Origin of the sequence: Stenotrophomonas sp. CFBP8980 (genome assembly GCF_034046095.1) — a bacterium.
Taxonomy (GTDB): domain Bacteria; phylum Pseudomonadota; class Gammaproteobacteria; order Xanthomonadales; family Xanthomonadaceae; genus Stenotrophomonas; species Stenotrophomonas lacuserhaii.
Genome location: NZ_JAXCXF010000002.1, coordinates 489122 through 502975, shown reverse-complemented (window position 1 = coordinate 502975; position 13854 = coordinate 489122). Strand labels below are relative to the sequence as shown.

General features: G+C 68.5%; 10 protein-coding genes. 3 read left to right on the top strand and 7 right to left on the bottom strand.

Annotated elements, in window-relative coordinates; genetic code table 11:
• The first annotated feature begins 44 nt into the window (after positions 1 to 44).
• Entirely contained in the window at positions 45 to 797 is a 753-nt protein-coding gene (locus tag SOM47_RS08385) for an SDR family NAD(P)-dependent oxidoreductase (protein ID WP_042615032.1), read from the top strand.
• A gap of 13 nt (positions 798 to 810) precedes the next feature.
• Positions 811 to 1989, top strand: coding sequence for a GDSL-type esterase/lipase family protein (locus SOM47_RS08380; protein WP_320505307.1), 1179 nt, complete (start codon positions 811 to 813; stop codon positions 1987 to 1989).
• A 75-nt stretch (positions 1990 to 2064) separates the two neighbouring features.
• Here SOM47_RS08380 and SOM47_RS08375 read toward each other — a convergent pair whose 3' ends face one another.
• The 4 genes from SOM47_RS08375 to nudE are packed head-to-tail and all read right to left on the bottom strand — an operon-like array spanning position 2065 to position 4584.
• A complete protein-coding gene (locus SOM47_RS08375) occupies positions 2065 to 2388 on the bottom strand; it encodes a YnfA family protein (RefSeq protein ID WP_320505306.1) in 324 nt (107 codons plus the stop codon).
• Positions 2385 to 3206: a nucleoside triphosphate pyrophosphohydrolase gene (gene mazG, locus SOM47_RS08370; protein WP_042615035.1), complete on the bottom strand. Its 822-nt coding sequence runs from the start codon at positions 3204 to 3206 to the stop codon at positions 2385 to 2387. Before mazG ends, SOM47_RS08375 begins: the two co-directional genes overlap by 4 nt.
• The gene (gene cysQ, locus SOM47_RS08365; protein WP_042615041.1) at positions 3203 to 4030 is read right to left on the bottom strand and encodes a 3'(2'),5'-bisphosphate nucleotidase CysQ; all 828 of its coding nucleotides are present in this window, start codon (positions 4028 to 4030) and stop codon (positions 3203 to 3205) included. Before cysQ ends, mazG begins: the two co-directional genes overlap by 4 nt.
• Complete coding sequence (nudE, locus tag SOM47_RS08360) at positions 4027 to 4584, bottom strand: ADP compounds hydrolase NudE (protein ID WP_042615036.1); 558 nt, start codon at positions 4582 to 4584, stop codon at positions 4027 to 4029. The genes cysQ and nudE overlap by 4 nt, the downstream gene beginning before the upstream one ends.
• 124 nt (positions 4585 to 4708) lie before the next feature.
• Here nudE and SOM47_RS08355 point away from each other — a divergent pair, with 124 nt between their 5' ends.
• Complete coding sequence (locus SOM47_RS08355) at positions 4709 to 5446, top strand: 16S rRNA (uracil(1498)-N(3))-methyltransferase (protein WP_042615037.1); 738 nt, start codon at positions 4709 to 4711, stop codon at positions 5444 to 5446.
• A gap of 131 nt (positions 5447 to 5577) precedes the next feature.
• Here SOM47_RS08355 and SOM47_RS08350 read toward each other — a convergent pair whose 3' ends face one another.
• Genes SOM47_RS08350 through SOM47_RS08340 form a run of 3 tightly spaced genes read right to left on the bottom strand, consistent with a single transcriptional unit; the run spans position 5578 to position 13851 of the window.
• Positions 5578 to 6039 (bottom strand): chemotaxis protein CheW, encoded by a 462-nt coding sequence (locus tag SOM47_RS08350; RefSeq protein ID WP_042615038.1) that lies wholly within the window; start codon positions 6037 to 6039, stop codon positions 5578 to 5580.
• Positions 6036 to 7382, bottom strand: coding sequence for a chemotaxis protein CheB (locus SOM47_RS08345; protein ID WP_320505305.1), 1347 nt, complete (start codon positions 7380 to 7382; stop codon positions 6036 to 6038). The genes SOM47_RS08350 and SOM47_RS08345 overlap by 4 nt, the downstream gene beginning before the upstream one ends.
• A complete protein-coding gene (locus SOM47_RS08340) occupies positions 7369 to 13851 on the bottom strand; it encodes an Hpt domain-containing protein (protein ID WP_320505304.1) in 6483 nt (2160 codons plus the stop codon). The genes SOM47_RS08345 and SOM47_RS08340 overlap by 14 nt, the downstream gene beginning before the upstream one ends.
• Positions 13852 to 13854 lie beyond the last annotated feature (3 nt).

Here is a 13854-nt window from a genome sequence, read left to right as displayed (position 1 = left end):
GCGCTCCCTTTTTTCCCCCTCACGTAAACAAGGAGCTTCATCCCATGTCATTCCAGGACAAGGTGGCCATCGTCACCGGTGGCGGCCGCGATATCGGTCGCGACATTTCAATCAAGCTGGCCGCTGCTGGCGCCCGCGTCTGCATCAACTACGCCAACGATGAAGCCAGTGCACGACAGACCCTGGAGCTGATCCAGGCCGCCGGTGGCCAGGCCATCGTGCACCGCGCCGACGTCACCGATCCGGCCGCAGTTGCCGGCCTGGTCGCTGCGGCGCAGGCCGCGTTCGGCCCCCGCATCGACGTGCTGGTCAACGTGGCTGGCGGCATGGTGGAGCGTCGCCCGTTGGCCGATATCGACCCGGCGTTCTTCCACAAGGTGATCGACCTCAACCTGACCTCAACCTACCTGACCACCCACGCGGTTGTTCCGCACATGGGCGAAGGTGCGGCGATCGTCAACTTCGCCTCGCAGGCCGGCCGCGACGGCGGCGGCCCGGGCGCGGCGATCTACGCCACGGCCAAGGCCGGCGTGATGACCTTCACCCGTGCGATGGCCAAGGAACTCGGTCCGAAGGGAATCCGGGTCAACGCCCTGTGCTGCGGCATGATCGCCACCCGCTTCCACGATGAGTTCACCAAGCCGGAAGTGCGCACTGCGGTGGCCGCCGGTACGCCGCTGCGTCGCCAGGGCCGGCCGGAAGAGGCGGCCGACGTGGCGGTCTACCTGGCCTCGGACGCGGCCGCCTTCATGACCGGTGCCAACGTCGACGTCAACGGCGGTACGTTCTTCTCCTGACCGGAGTTTTGCCATGCTGCGCTGGATCACTGCTGTTTCGTTTGCCGTTGGTTCGGCGCTCTCCGCATCGGCTGCCCCTGCGCAGCCGGTGTGGGTTACCGCATGGACCGCCTCGCCCGCGCCGGATCGCCTGGATGGCACGCCGCAGGCTCCCATGCAGTTCGCCGCACAGACGGTGCGCCAGGACATGCGGCTGGGCAGCCGCGCCGATGCGTTGCGGCTGCGCATCAGCAATGAACTCGGGGTTGCCCCGCTGCGGTTGCAGGACGTGACCATGCAGGGGCCTTCCGGCACGGCGCTGCCGGTCACCGTGGCCGGACGCGCGCTCATCGAAGTGCCGGTCGGCGCGGCCCTTTTGACCGACGCGGTACCGCTGCAGGCGGCGGCACTGGATGAAATCCGGGTCACCGGTTACTTCCCGCAGGCGACCCGGCCTGCAGTCCGTCGCACCACCGTGCGGGTCGTCGATGGCCGTCATCCGACCATCGCCGATTCGGTGGCGGTGTCCTACCGGCAGAACGTGTTTTCCGCGGTGCTGGTACAGCGCGCAGATCGGCCGTCGGTGATCGTGGCGCTCGGCGATTCCATCACCGAAGGCGCCACCGCCCAGCGCGGCTCGTACAACCAGTGGCCGGAACGGCTGGCAGTGCGGTTGCAGCGCGCTTGCCCGGACCGCTTCGTGGTGCTCAACCAGGGCATCAGTGGCAACAAACTGCTCGACCACGGCCGCAGCCACAGCGCGCTGTCGCGGCTGGATCGCGATGTGATCGCCACCGCCGATGCCGACCAGGTGATCGTGTTCGAAGGGATCAACGATATCCGCCATGGCGGTGGGCCGGCACCACTGCCCGGCCGCAACGCCGACGACATGCAGGCCGGCTACCGGCAGATTGCCGACCGCGTGCACCTGCACGGCGGGCGTGCGTTCATCGGCACGCTGACCCCGTTCGGTGGCTCGGAGCGCTACGAACCTGTTTCAGCTGCCACGCGCACGGCGATCAATGCCTGGGCGCGCGGGCCGCAAAGTGGCTATGACGGGGTGGTGGATTTCGATGCGGCGCTGCGTGACCCGGCGGTGCCGGAATCGCTGCCGGGCGGCATCACCCGCGACCACCTGCATCCCAACGATGAAGGCTATGCGCGCATGGCCGATGCGATCGACCTTGGGATGCTGGGCTGCCGGAAGCCCTGATCGTCTTGGCCCGGTGGGTGGCGAGGGCTTCGGTGGGTGACGACCGTTGGTCTTCAGCCACCGGGATGACGGTCGTCAGCCGGTGCGCGGGGCGAACATGATCACCGCCATCCCGGCCAGGCACAGGCCCACGCCGAGCAGGTCCCAACGGCCGGGACGGATGCCGTCCACCAACCACAGCCAGACCAGCGCAGTGCCGACATAGACACCACCGTAGGCCGCATACACGCGCCCGCTGGCCTGCGGATGCAGGGTCAGCAGCCAGGCAAACAGGGCCAGGCTGGCCGCCGCCGGCAGCAGCAACCAGGCGCTGCCATCGCGACGCAGCCACACCCACGGCAGGTAGCAGCCGATGATCTCGGCCATCGCCGTCACGACGAACAAGCCGAAGGTTTTCACGAGGCGGTTTCGTCGGCCTTCGCGTGCTGCCAGAGCGCTTCCTGGGCGTCCAGGTCCAGCTCGGCCAGCCGCTTCCCGTCTTCACCGGCGCGCGCTTCCATCGCGCGGAAGCGTCGCTCGAACTTGTGGTTGGCCCCGCGCAGCGCAGCACCCAGGTCGAGGTCGGCGTGGCGTGCCAGGTTGGCACAGACGAACAACAGGTCGCCGAGTTCTTCCTGCAACCGGGCCTTGTTCGCCGCCACGTCGCCGCGTTCGAATTCCTCGCGCAGTTCCTGCAGTTCCTCGGCGGCCTTGTCCAGCACCGGCAACGGGCCGGGCCAGTCGAAGCCGACCTTGGCCGCGCGCGACTGCAGCTTCATCGCCCGCTGCCATTCCGGCAGTCCGCGCGAGATGCCGGCCAACGCCGAGCCATCGGTCTCGCCCTTGGCGGCGCGTTCCTCGCGCTTGATCGCCTCCCAGTTGCGCAGCACCTCGGCGGCGTCGCCCGCACTGGCATCGGCGAAGATGTGCGGATGGCGGCGGACCATCTTGTCGTTGATGCTGCGCGCCACGTCGGCGAAGGCGAACGCGCCCTGCTCCTGCGCCATCTGCGCGTGGAAAACCACCTGCAGCAGCAGGTCACCCAGTTCGTCGCACAGGTCGTCGAGGTCGCCGCGATCTATCGCATCGGCCACTTCGTAGGCTTCTTCGATGGTGTACGGCGCGATGGTCGAAAAGTCCTGCTCCAGGTCCCACGGGCAGCCGCCCTGCGGGTCGCGCAGGCGCGCCATGATCGCCAGCAGGCGGCCCAGTTCGGTGGCGGCGTCGCTCGTGCTCATGCAGTCTCCGGTTCGTCGGGGGGCAGCCAGTCGCGCCATGCCAGGCGGGTATCGCCCAAGGCCATGAAATCACCGTTGAGCAGGCTTTCGCGGCGGTTGTAGCGGAACGGCTTGCCGGTGGCGGTGGACAGCACCGCACCACCGGCGGCGTGCAGCACGCACTGGCCGGCCGCGGTGTCCCACTCGCTGGTCGGCCCCAGCCGCGGATAGACATCCAGGTCGCCCTCGGCGATCCGGCAGAACTTCAACGAAGAGCCCTGGGCCACCGTTTCGATATCGCCCATGCGATCCAGCAGCACCTGCGTGCGCGACGAACGGTGCGAGCGGCTGGCGGCTACCCGCAGCGGTGCGTGCGCCGGCACACGGGTGCGCAGCACGGTGTCATGCACGCCCTGCCGGCGGTAGGCCTGCTCGCCGCGCATGGCGTGCCAGACCAGGCCGGTCACCGGCGCCAGCACCACGCCGAAGGTTGGCGCGCCTTGGTAGACCAGCGCGATGTTGACGCTGAATTCGCCGTTGCGCTTGATGAACTCTCGAGTGCCATCCAGCGGATCGACCAGCCAGTAGGCGCCCCAGTGGCGCCGCGTTTCCCAGGGGGCCGCGGTGGCTTCCTCGGACAGGATCGGCAGGTCCGGGGTGAGCCGTGAAAGGCCGCGGACGATGCGCTGGTGCGCGGCCAGGTCGGCGGCGGTTACCGGGCTGTCATCGGCCTTCATCGTGATATCGAAGCCGGACGCGTAGACCTGCATGATCGCTGCGGCGGCATCCTGGGCAATGGCGATGACCGTTTCGCGCAGGTCGGTGGTGAGGCGGGCGTGGGTCATGGCGCCGTCGCGCCACGCTGCAGCCACTCTCGGGCAATGAACAGGGCCGCCAGTGAACGGCCCTCGGAGAAGTCTTCGCGCAGCATCAGCTGGTCGATCTGCGACAGCTTCCACGGCACCACTTCCAGTTCTTCGGGCTCATCGCCCTGCAGCCGTTGCGGATACAGATCGCGCGCTACCACCAGCCACGATTGGTGGCTCATGTAGGTGGGGGCAAGGGTCATGGCGCGCAGCACGTCAACGCGGTGCGCGCCGTAGCCGGCTTCTTCCTTCAGCTCGCGGTCGGCCGCCTGCTCCGGCGTTTCGCCGGCATCGATGCGGCCCTTGACCAGGCCCAGTTCATAGCGGTGCATGCCGGCGGCGTATTCACGCACCAGCAGCACGGTGTCATCGTCCAGCATCGGCACCACAACCACGGCACCGTGGCCGCGGCTGACCAGTCGCTCGAAGCGGCGCTGTTCACCGTTGGAAAACTCCAGGTCCAGGTGCTGGCGCTGGAACGGGCCGTTTTCCTCATCGGTGATGCGATGGATGATCGGCAGGGGACGGCTCATGCGGTATACCCCGCGCGGGCCGATAGAATGGACGAAGGAAGCAACATGTTCATGAGCCCACGATGCTAGCAGAGACACCCCCCTCCCCGCAGGACGCCCGCCCATCCGTTGTGGAGAACGCCGCATGCGCGTGACCCGCTGCCCCGTGTCGATTCTCCTGCAGGCCGGCCAGACCGTGTCCCTGCCCGAGGACGCCGCCAACCACCTGCTGCGGGTGATGCGACTGCGCGAGGGCGATGCCTGCGTGCTGTTCAATGGTGATGGGCATGACTATGCCGCCACGATTGTCCTCGCCGGCAAGCGTGATGCACAGGTGCGGATCGAAGCAGCCACGCCGCTGGCCAATGAATCGTCACTGCGGATCACCCTGCTGCAGGGCGTGGCGCGCGGCGAGAAGATGGACCTGATCCTGCAGAAGGCCACCGAGCTGGGTGTGGCGGCCGTGGTGCCGGTCAATGCCGAGCGCACCGAAGTGAAGCTGGATGCCGCGCGGGCGGAGAAGCGCGTCGCGCACTGGAACAACGTGGTGCAGTCCGCCTGCGGCCAGTCAGGACGTGCGGTGATTCCGCGGCTGGGCCCGCCGTTGGGCCTGGCAGCGGCGATGGCGGTGCTGCCCGCCGATACACTGCGCCTGACCCTGGATCCGGAAGGCAGCCACCGCCTGTCCACGCTGCAGGCAGCGCCCGCAGGCGGCGTGGTGATCGCCATCGGTCCGGAGGGCGGCTGGTCGCCGCGCGATCGCCAGCAGTTGGCGGCGGCGGGCTTCCAGGGGCTGCAGCTCGGGCCGCGCATCCTGCGCACCGAAACGGCGGGTCTCGCTGCGATTGCGGCTCTGCAGGCACGCCTGGGCGACATGGGCTGAGGCGCTGGTGGGTGGACCTTGCGGGTCTGGTGGGTGACGACCGTTGGTCGTCACGCTTGGGCAAGGGCAAGGACGTGACGACCAACGGTCGTCACCCACCGGAGCTTGTCGTCAGCCACATACCGCAGGGTTCAGTGCAGCGAATCCAGCGCGGTTTCCACCGCGTCCAGGTTCGGCAGCAGCGCGCTCTGCTCGCCCAGGAGCACGCGCATGTGCACGCTGTCGGGAAGGGTTTCTTCGGATGCATCGGCCAGCAGGCCATCTCGCGGCACGGAAATCAGCTGCGGGAAGCTCTGCGTCAGCAGGGCGAAATACGGGCGCTGGGCATTACCGGCCAAGGCCTTGAGCACCACGACCTTGTTGTTGCCGCCGATGCTTTCCTCGCCCAGCCCGGACAGCCGCGCGAAGGACACCAGCGGCACGTCCCAGCCGTGCCAGGCCAGCGTGCCCAGCAGCCAGTCAGGACCTTCGTCGCTCGCCTGCACCTGCACCTTGGCCATCATTTCGGCCACGGTGGCATTGGGCAGCAGCACGCGTTCGGGACCGGACTGGATCAGGACCCCGCGGATTTCATCGTTGTTGGCATGGCTCACTGCGCTTCCCCTTGTTCCGGACGTGCCCAGCGGGCACTGATGGCCTGCGCGAGCTCCTGCGGCTCACCGGCGAACATGCCGGCCGCCACCACGGCGGTGGCTGCGGCCGGGTCGTAGCAGCCCTCGCCCACCTGGCCGCCCACCCATGCACCGGCCTCGGCCAGCGTCAGCGCCGGGTCGACCTGCAGCAGGTCGGCACCACTGAGCAGGATCACCGCGCTTTCGCCCGGCGGCAGCCGCGCCAGTTCCAGGCCCTGGGGTCGGCTTTCGAACTGCAGTCCGCCATCACGCAGCACGGTGGCGGTGTCGTCGGACAGGATGTAGACATGGCCTTCCAGCACATCTGCGCCGGTTTCGGCGAGCAGTACCGGCAACGGGGAAACCCGCGCCATCTGCTTGACCAGATTGCCGTAGCGCGCGCCGTCCAGCGGCATCCGCACCAGCAGCGGAACGTCCAGCGCCGACGGCAGGGCGGCCAGCAGGCGCCGCAGCGCATCAGGGCCGCCGATACCGGCCAGCACCACCACCGCGCCGCGCGCGCCGCGTCGTGGACCGGTGCTGGGCGCGGTGTCTTCCATGTCCACCAGCGAAAGGTGGGCCGAATCGAATACCGGCAACGCCGGCGGCGCGGTGGTCTGGCGGCTCACCGCAGCGGGTGCGGCGTCCTCGTCCAGCAGCGCCCAGCGGCTGTGGTCGGCCAGTGGCGGCGGCACCACCGCACCTGCATCGGCAGGCGTGGCAGGGGCTTCGGCGTCGGCGTCGGCGTCGGCGTCGGCGTCGGGCAGGTTCGTCGCCAGTGCCTGTTCCAGCGCCTGCGGTTCCTGCCACTGCGCGGGTGCTTCGTACAGGCTGTCACCCGCCAGCAGATCAGCCGCGTCGGCCGCTTCGTCCAGGTGAAAGTCCAGCGGCGCATTGACGTGCAGCTGGGCCGGTGTATCCGGCATCCCCGGTTCAATCTGCAGGTCTTCTTCCACTTCCGCACCGGGCGGCAGCACTTCCCGATGACCATGCAGCTTGGCCGCCAGGTGCCGCGCCCAGCGCTGGGTCTCCCAGCCTTCGCGGCGCGCGGCCAGGTCGGCCTCGTCGAACACCAGGGTGAAAGCCGGCGAAGACAGCACGTCGTCGAGCCGTTCCAGGGCGGCTTCCACGGCGGGCTCCAACGCGATCACCACGGCTTGCGGAGCGAGCGCGATCAGCGTTGCAGGATCCAGCGCGTCGGGATCCTCTTCCAGCACCAGCGCCACGTCGGCCTGGACCAGCGCCTCGCGCAGGCGGTCGCGGGCCGCGCCCGGGCGTGCCAGCAGCGCGACGGCCGGCGGCAGGCTTGCATCATTCTCGGACACGGGCGATCCCCAGCAGGTCGTACACGTTACGCATCAGGTCCAGCTCCTGGTAAGGCTTGCCCAGGTAACGCTGCACGCCGATTTCGAAAGCGCGCTGGCGATGCTTGTCGCCGCTGCGCGAGGTGATCATCACGATCGGCACTTCGCGGTAACGAGGGTCGGCACGCATCGCGGTGGCCAGCTCGTAGCCATCCATGCGCGGCATCTCGATGTCCAGCAGCATCAGGTCCGGTACGCGCTCTTCCAGCCGCTCCAGCGCTTCCACGCCATCGCGCGCCACGCTGACTTCGAAGTTGTGGCGTTCCAGGATGCGGCCGGTGACTTTGCGCATGGTCAGCGAATCGTCCACCACCATCACCACCGGCACCTGGCGCTGCTGTTCCAGTTCGGCCACCGGCAGCGGACGCTCCGGGTTGGCGACGAAGCGGCGCACCAGCGGTGCCACGTCCAGGATCACCACCACACGGCCATCGCCGGTGATGGTGGCACCGTAGATGCCCGGCACCGAGGCGATCTGCAGGCCGACCGGCTTGACCACGATTTCGCGGTTGCCGAGCACCTGGTCGATTGCCACCGCGGCGCGCAGGTCGCCCGCGCGCACCAGCAGCAGCGGCACCTGGGCCTGCCCTTCGGCACGGGCCGGGGCCTGGCCGATCAGGCTACCCAGGTCATGCAGGGTGTACTCCTCCCCGCTGTAGCGGTAGGTGCTGTCGCCGGCCTCGAAACGCTCGCGCGAAATGCGGCCGATGCCACTGACCGAACCCACCGGGACGGCGAAGGTGGTCTCGCCGATCTGCACGAACACCGCCTGGGTGACGGCCAGCGTCTGCGGCAGGCGCAGGGTGAAACGAGCGCCCTGGCCGCGTACCGAGTGGATTTCCACGCTGCCGCCAAGCTGGCGCACTTCGTTGCGCACCACGTCCATGCCCACGCCACGTCCGGCCAGCTGGCTGAGCTGGTCGGCGGTGCTGAAACCGGAGGCGAAGATCAGGTTGTCCAGTTCGTTGTCGGCCAGGGTGGCATCGGCCTGGATCAGGCCGCGTTCCAGCGCGCGCCGGCGGATCGCTTCGCGGTCCAGCCCGGCACCGTCGTCGGCCACGTCTAGCACGATTTCAGAGCCTTCGCGATGCAGGCGCAACGAGATCTCGCCTTCCACCGGCTTGCCTGCCGCACGTCGCTGTTCGGCCGTTTCCAGGCCGTGGGCGACGGAGTTGCGCAGCATGTGTTCCAGCGGCGCGACCATGCGATCCAGCACGTTGCGATCGAGTTCGCCGTGGGTTCCTTCCAGCGTCAGGTGAACCTGCTTGCCGGTATCGGTACCGGCCTGGCGGACCACGCGACGCAGGCGCGGCACCAGCCCGTCGAAGGGCACCATGCGCGCACGCATCAGGCCGTCCTGCAGCTCGGAGCTGACCCGCGACTGCTGCTGCAGCAGTGAATCGTACTGGCGTGACAGGTCGTCCAGCACCCCCTGCAGGCCGCCAAGGTCGGCTGCCGATTCGTTCAGCGCGCGGCTGAGCTGCTGCAGCGTGGAGAAGCGGTCCAGTTCCAGCGGGTCGAAGCTGTGGTCGGCCTGCTCCTGCTCGCGCTGGTAACGGGCAACGATCTGCGCCTCGGTTTCCAGGTCAAGACGGCGCAGCTGATCGCGAAGACGCGCATTGGTGCGGTCCAGTTCGCCCATGGCGCCGCGGAAGGCACCGAGCTGCTGTTCCAGCCGCGAACGGTAGATCGCCACTTCGCCGGCGTGGTTGACCAGGCGATCGAGAAGGTCGGCACGCACGCGCACCTGTTCCTGCTGCGGGCGCGCGCCGCCTTCTTCCTCGCCGCCGGCTTCCACCGGCAGTGGCGCGGACAGCGGCAGGCTGGCGATCAGCTCGGCAGCGCTGGGCGCGGCAGCGGCGGGTTCGTCGGCCTCGGCCGGCGTGGCCGGCCGGCCCTGGGTGCGTGCATCGAAAGCAGCCACGAGGTCATCGGCCGCCGCCACCTGGCGATGGTTGCCGGTGAGGGTGAGCATCTGGTGCAGGCGATCGAAGCCGCGCTCCAGCAGCTGTACATCGCTGTGCTCGATGCTGGTGCGTCCGGCGAATACCGCTTCCAACAGCGATTCGATGCCGTGGCCGAGATCACCGATGGGATTGATGCCGGCCATGCGTGCGCCGCCCTTCAGCGTGTGCAGGTCGCGCTGCAGGCCGGCCAACGGCTCACGATCCTCCGGCGCGGTGCGCAGTTCGCTGATCAGGCCGTCGCAATGGTCGAGCAGGTCCTTGCCTTCTTCGACAAAGATGTCGACCAGCTCGCGGTCCAGCACGCTGAAGTCCAGCGCATCGGCGCTGCCGACTTCTGCTTCGACCACTTCGACTACTTCGACTGCTTCGACATCCGAGGCGTCCACGGCGTCCTGCAGGGCAACCTCGTGCGCATCTTCCGGCACCTCGGCTGCGCCGGCGTGGGACGAACCAGCGACCGATGCCGCACCGGGCTCCATTTCGAAGTACGGCTGCTGCACGCCCGCTGCGTCCACGGCTTCGGCCTCGGCGGAAAGCTGTTCCGTTTCCTCGGCATACGGCGCCGTAGCCGGCTCATCGGCATCGATGTACGCGGCGAACGCCGCATCCTCGTCCGCCGACCCAGCATCGCCGGCGACAGAGATGAGCTCGGCCGCGTCTTCCTCTACGGAATCGTCGATGACGTGCAGCCCCTCATCCAGCGCTTCCTGCAACGACACGGTCTCGCCGAAGGCGGCACTGCCCTGCAGTTCGTCGGAAATCGCCTCGCCCGGCTCCTCGCCGGTCGCCTCGAGCGCCTGCCCGAGCGGTTCGACGTACTGGGTGACAGGTTCGATGGCACCGGGCACGTAGCTGTCAGGCAGGGCGGCATGTGCTGCGTCATCCAGGTACAGCGACAGATCCTCTGCGCCGGTCAGCTGTACCTCGACATCGCGGTCCTGGCCCGGTTCGGCGGTAGGCTGATCGCTCTCGCCCGAGGTTGCCGCCGGCACTTCGGTTTCCGCGACGAAGGTCGGCTCGGCGACCCGTTCGTGCTCGACCGGCGACACCGGAAGCGGATCCAGGAACGAAGACAGATCGTTGGCGCCGGTCAGTTCGACCTCAGCCACCACCGGCGCGTCGAACCGTGCGACCTCCTCGTCGCTGGCCCGGTCTTCAACCCGTGCAACCTCATCGCTGACGGACTCCGGCTCGGGCTCGATGACCTGCAGTTCGCCGCTGTCGACCATCGCCTCGGCGATCTGCTCGACCTCGTCCTCGGCCTGCGCTAACGGCTCGGCCGCGTCGATCACCTCAACGTCGGCATCGGCATCGGCACTGACGGCCTCACGTTCTGGCTGCGCCTGTTCAAGTACATCGCCGGCATCTTCCAGTACCGGCCAACGCGCTTCGGGCAGGGTCGCGGCGAGCGCCTGCAGGCGGTCGGCAAGTTCCTGCTGCAGCGGGACGCGGGGCGATTCGGCCTGCAGTGCCAGCATCGTGGCTTCGATCGCGCGCGCAGTCGCGTCCAGCGCATGCACGCCCTCATGGCTGGGCACTTCGGCCGCTGCCAGCGAGCGCTTGATGTAGCTTTCAGCCGCGCCGGTGACGGAGGTGATCTCCGGCACATCGGTCATCGCGAAGGCACCGTTCATGGTGTGCACGGCACGCAGCAGCGGATCGGAAACCGGCTGCGGCTCGACGCGCGACGACGCCAGCCACCCATGCAGGGTGGCCATGTGCGCTTCCACTTCGGCTTCCAGGATCTCGCGCAGCACACTGTCGATGCTGGCCGGCGCACCCTCAAGGGAAGCGGCCGACACATCGGCGGCGAAGGCCGCTTCCAGCGCGTCGATCCCGGCCTGCTCATCCGTCCCGGAAACCGCCGTGGCGACCGGATGGGTGGGCAGCGGCACGTGGAAGGTTTCTTCGCCAGCGCCCACGCGGTCGGCGATCGACTGCAGCGCCTGCAGGTCCGCGCTGACGCGCTGCCCACTGCGCAGTGCGGCATTGAGTTCGGGCAGGGCGTGGTAGGCCTGTTCGACCACGGCCACCACCGCCGGCGTTGCCGGGCGGGAGCCATCCAGCACGCGGTTGAGCATGCCTTCGATCTTCCAGGCGAACTCGCCGAGCGTGCGCGCGCCCACCAGGCGCCCACTGCCCTTCAGCGTGTGGAACACGCGGCGGATCGGGCGCAGGCGGTCCATGTTGTCCGGCTGTGCGCGCCAGGCCGGCAACAGCCCGCCTATGTTGATCAGTTCTTCGTCGAACTCTTCCAGGAACACCTCGCGGATGTCCTGGTCGATATTCTCGGCCTGCTCGTCGAAACCACCGTCGAGCGTTCCGGCGGCAGCAACGGGCGTTTCGGCCAGCACCGGCGCCTGCGGCTCCGGCTGCGGGTTGAAGTCGGCCGCAGCCGCAGCCAGTTCGGCCAGGAAGCGTGCGTCGGCATCGTCGACCTCAGCGGCCTCGGCCGGCGCTGCGTCAGGCTCAATGGCCTGCATCGGCTCGGAGGATGCGAACGCTGCCGGTTCGGCAGCAGTGATCACATCGAATCCTGCCGGCGCTTCGATGACCGACGCTTCCAGCGCTTCCAGCGACAGGACATCGTCAGCACGGCTGATGTCGCCGTCATCGAAGCGGAAGCTGACCGGCTCGAGCGCGCTGTCTTCCGCCTCGACTTCGGCGAGCACCGGGTTGAAGTCAGCGCCATCGATCAGCAGCAGGCCATCGTCGGCGGCGGTGAGATCCACCTGGGCGACCGGTTCGACCGTCCAACGCGTGGCATCGGCGGCATCTTCGGCAAATACCGGATCGAAGTCGGTGAAGGTCGGCGCGCGGCTGTCGTTCTCGTCGGCTGCCGCGTGGAAGCTGCCGAGTTCCCAGGCCGGCACGGGCGGCGGAACCGCGGTGGTGGCGGAGAACACCAGCGTCGGCGCGGTCGATTCAATCGCTGCACGTTCCAACGGCGTGCCATCGGACGCCTCGAGCGATGGCGGCATGACGTCTTCGTCGGCAACGTCCGCGACGGTTTCCTCGCCCTGCGCTTGCGCTGCCTGCACGGTCGGCGCGGCGTCGAAGACGAAGTCCGGCAGTGGCGGCGGCACCTGCGCGGGTGCGGCTGCCAGCGGCGGCAACTCCAGCGTTTCCAGCCCAGGCACCTCGAGCGGCGGCGGCAGCACGGCTTCGCGCTGTACCGGCTGCGGCGCCGGCTCGGCGATCAGCGCGGCAGCGTTGGCCACCGGCAGCGGCCAGTAGCGTAGTGCTTCCAGGCTGCTGCGGGTGATGTCCAGGATGCTTTCGCGTCCGGCGCGACGGTCGCGCAGCGCTTCCAGGTAGTACTCCAGGCTGGCCATCGCATCGGCCAGCGTATCCAGCTGGCGCCCGCTGGGCACGCGCTGGCGCCCGATCAACTCGGCGTCGATGTACAGCTGCACGCCCTTCAGGTAGTCGGCCGGCACCGGCAGGTCGAGCATGCGCAGCGCGCCGCCGACCTCGCCCAGCAGCCGCGGCACGTCCTGCAGCTGCTCGTGGTTCCAGTTGGTTTCGATGAAGGCGACGAAGTGCTCACGGGCCACAGTGAAGTTGGCGATCGCTTCGTGCGCCAGCACTTCCAGTGTGCGCCGGGTTTCAGCGGCGGAAGGGTCATCTTCGCCGCTGCCGGTCGCGCCCAGATGGGCAACCTGGTCATCCAGCGACGCGTCCACGTACAGCAGCGCACCGGCGACATCCAGCAGCAGGCTCTCGTCGATCTGCTGCTCGCCCGCGACCACGCTGCTGAGCGCATCGCGCTGCTGCACCACCACGTTGCGCGCGACGTCCAGGCCCATCATGGCCAGCGTATCGCCCACCGCGGCAAGTTCGTTGACCTGCTGCTGCAGCTGCTGCGGCGCTCCGCCGGTGCGCAGGTGCAGGTCCAGCGCGTCCTTGATGCGCAGCAGTTCTTCCTTCACCGCGTTGCCGACGGTGTCGAGCAGTTCGCGGTTGCGCCCGCTCAGGCTGCCGCGGGCGTGGTCGAGTTCGGCTTCGGTGGCACCCACGCTGTCCGGCGCAAAGGCCAGCAGCACGCTTTCATTGATGCCCGCCATGCCACGCGCGGCACGGATTTCGTTGAGCAACGGCAGCAGCACGATCGGAATGTCGCGGTGGCCGTTCTGCAGGCGCTCCAGGTAATCCGGAAGCAGCACGCTGCCGCGCATCAGGGTCGCGCACGATTCATCGCGCTCGGCGACATCTCCATTGCCGATCGCCACGGCGAGCTGTTCGAGCTCCTCGGCCACCATCGCAGGTGCGTACAGTTCCACCATGCGCAGCGTGCCCTGCACCTGGTGCAGGTAGCCGGCGCACAGGCGCATGCGGGTGGCGTCGGCGGGCGCCTCGACGAAGTACTCGACCTCGTTGCGCACCTGGCGCAGGGTCTCATCCAGCTCCGGCTTCACCCAGCCCAGGGCGGCATGGCTCATTGCATCGCGCAGGGTACTCATGGG

What these genes read in the sequence shown, in the direction of transcription:
- mazG (WP_042615035.1), bottom strand. Translation starts at nt 3,206, where the DNA reads ATGAGCACGAGCGACGCCGCCACCGAACTGGGCCGCCTGCTGGCGATC.
- SOM47_RS08380 (WP_320505307.1), top strand. Translation starts at nt 811, where the DNA reads ATGCTGCGCTGGATCACTGCTGTTTCGTTTGCCGTTGGTTCGGCGCTC.
- cysQ (WP_042615041.1), bottom strand. Translation starts at nt 4,030, where the DNA reads ATGACCCACGCCCGCCTCACCACCGACCTGCGCGAAACGGTCATCGCC.
- nudE (WP_042615036.1), bottom strand. Translation starts at nt 4,584, where the DNA reads ATGAGCCGTCCCCTGCCGATCATCCATCGCATCACCGATGAGGAAAAC.
- SOM47_RS08355 (WP_042615037.1), top strand. Translation starts at nt 4,709, where the DNA reads ATGCGCGTGACCCGCTGCCCCGTGTCGATTCTCCTGCAGGCCGGCCAG.
- SOM47_RS08385 (WP_042615032.1), top strand. Translation starts at nt 45, where the DNA reads ATGTCATTCCAGGACAAGGTGGCCATCGTCACCGGTGGCGGCCGCGAT.
- SOM47_RS08340 (WP_320505304.1), bottom strand. Translation starts at nt 13,851, where the DNA reads ATGAGTACCCTGCGCGATGCAATGAGCCATGCCGCCCTGGGCTGGGTG.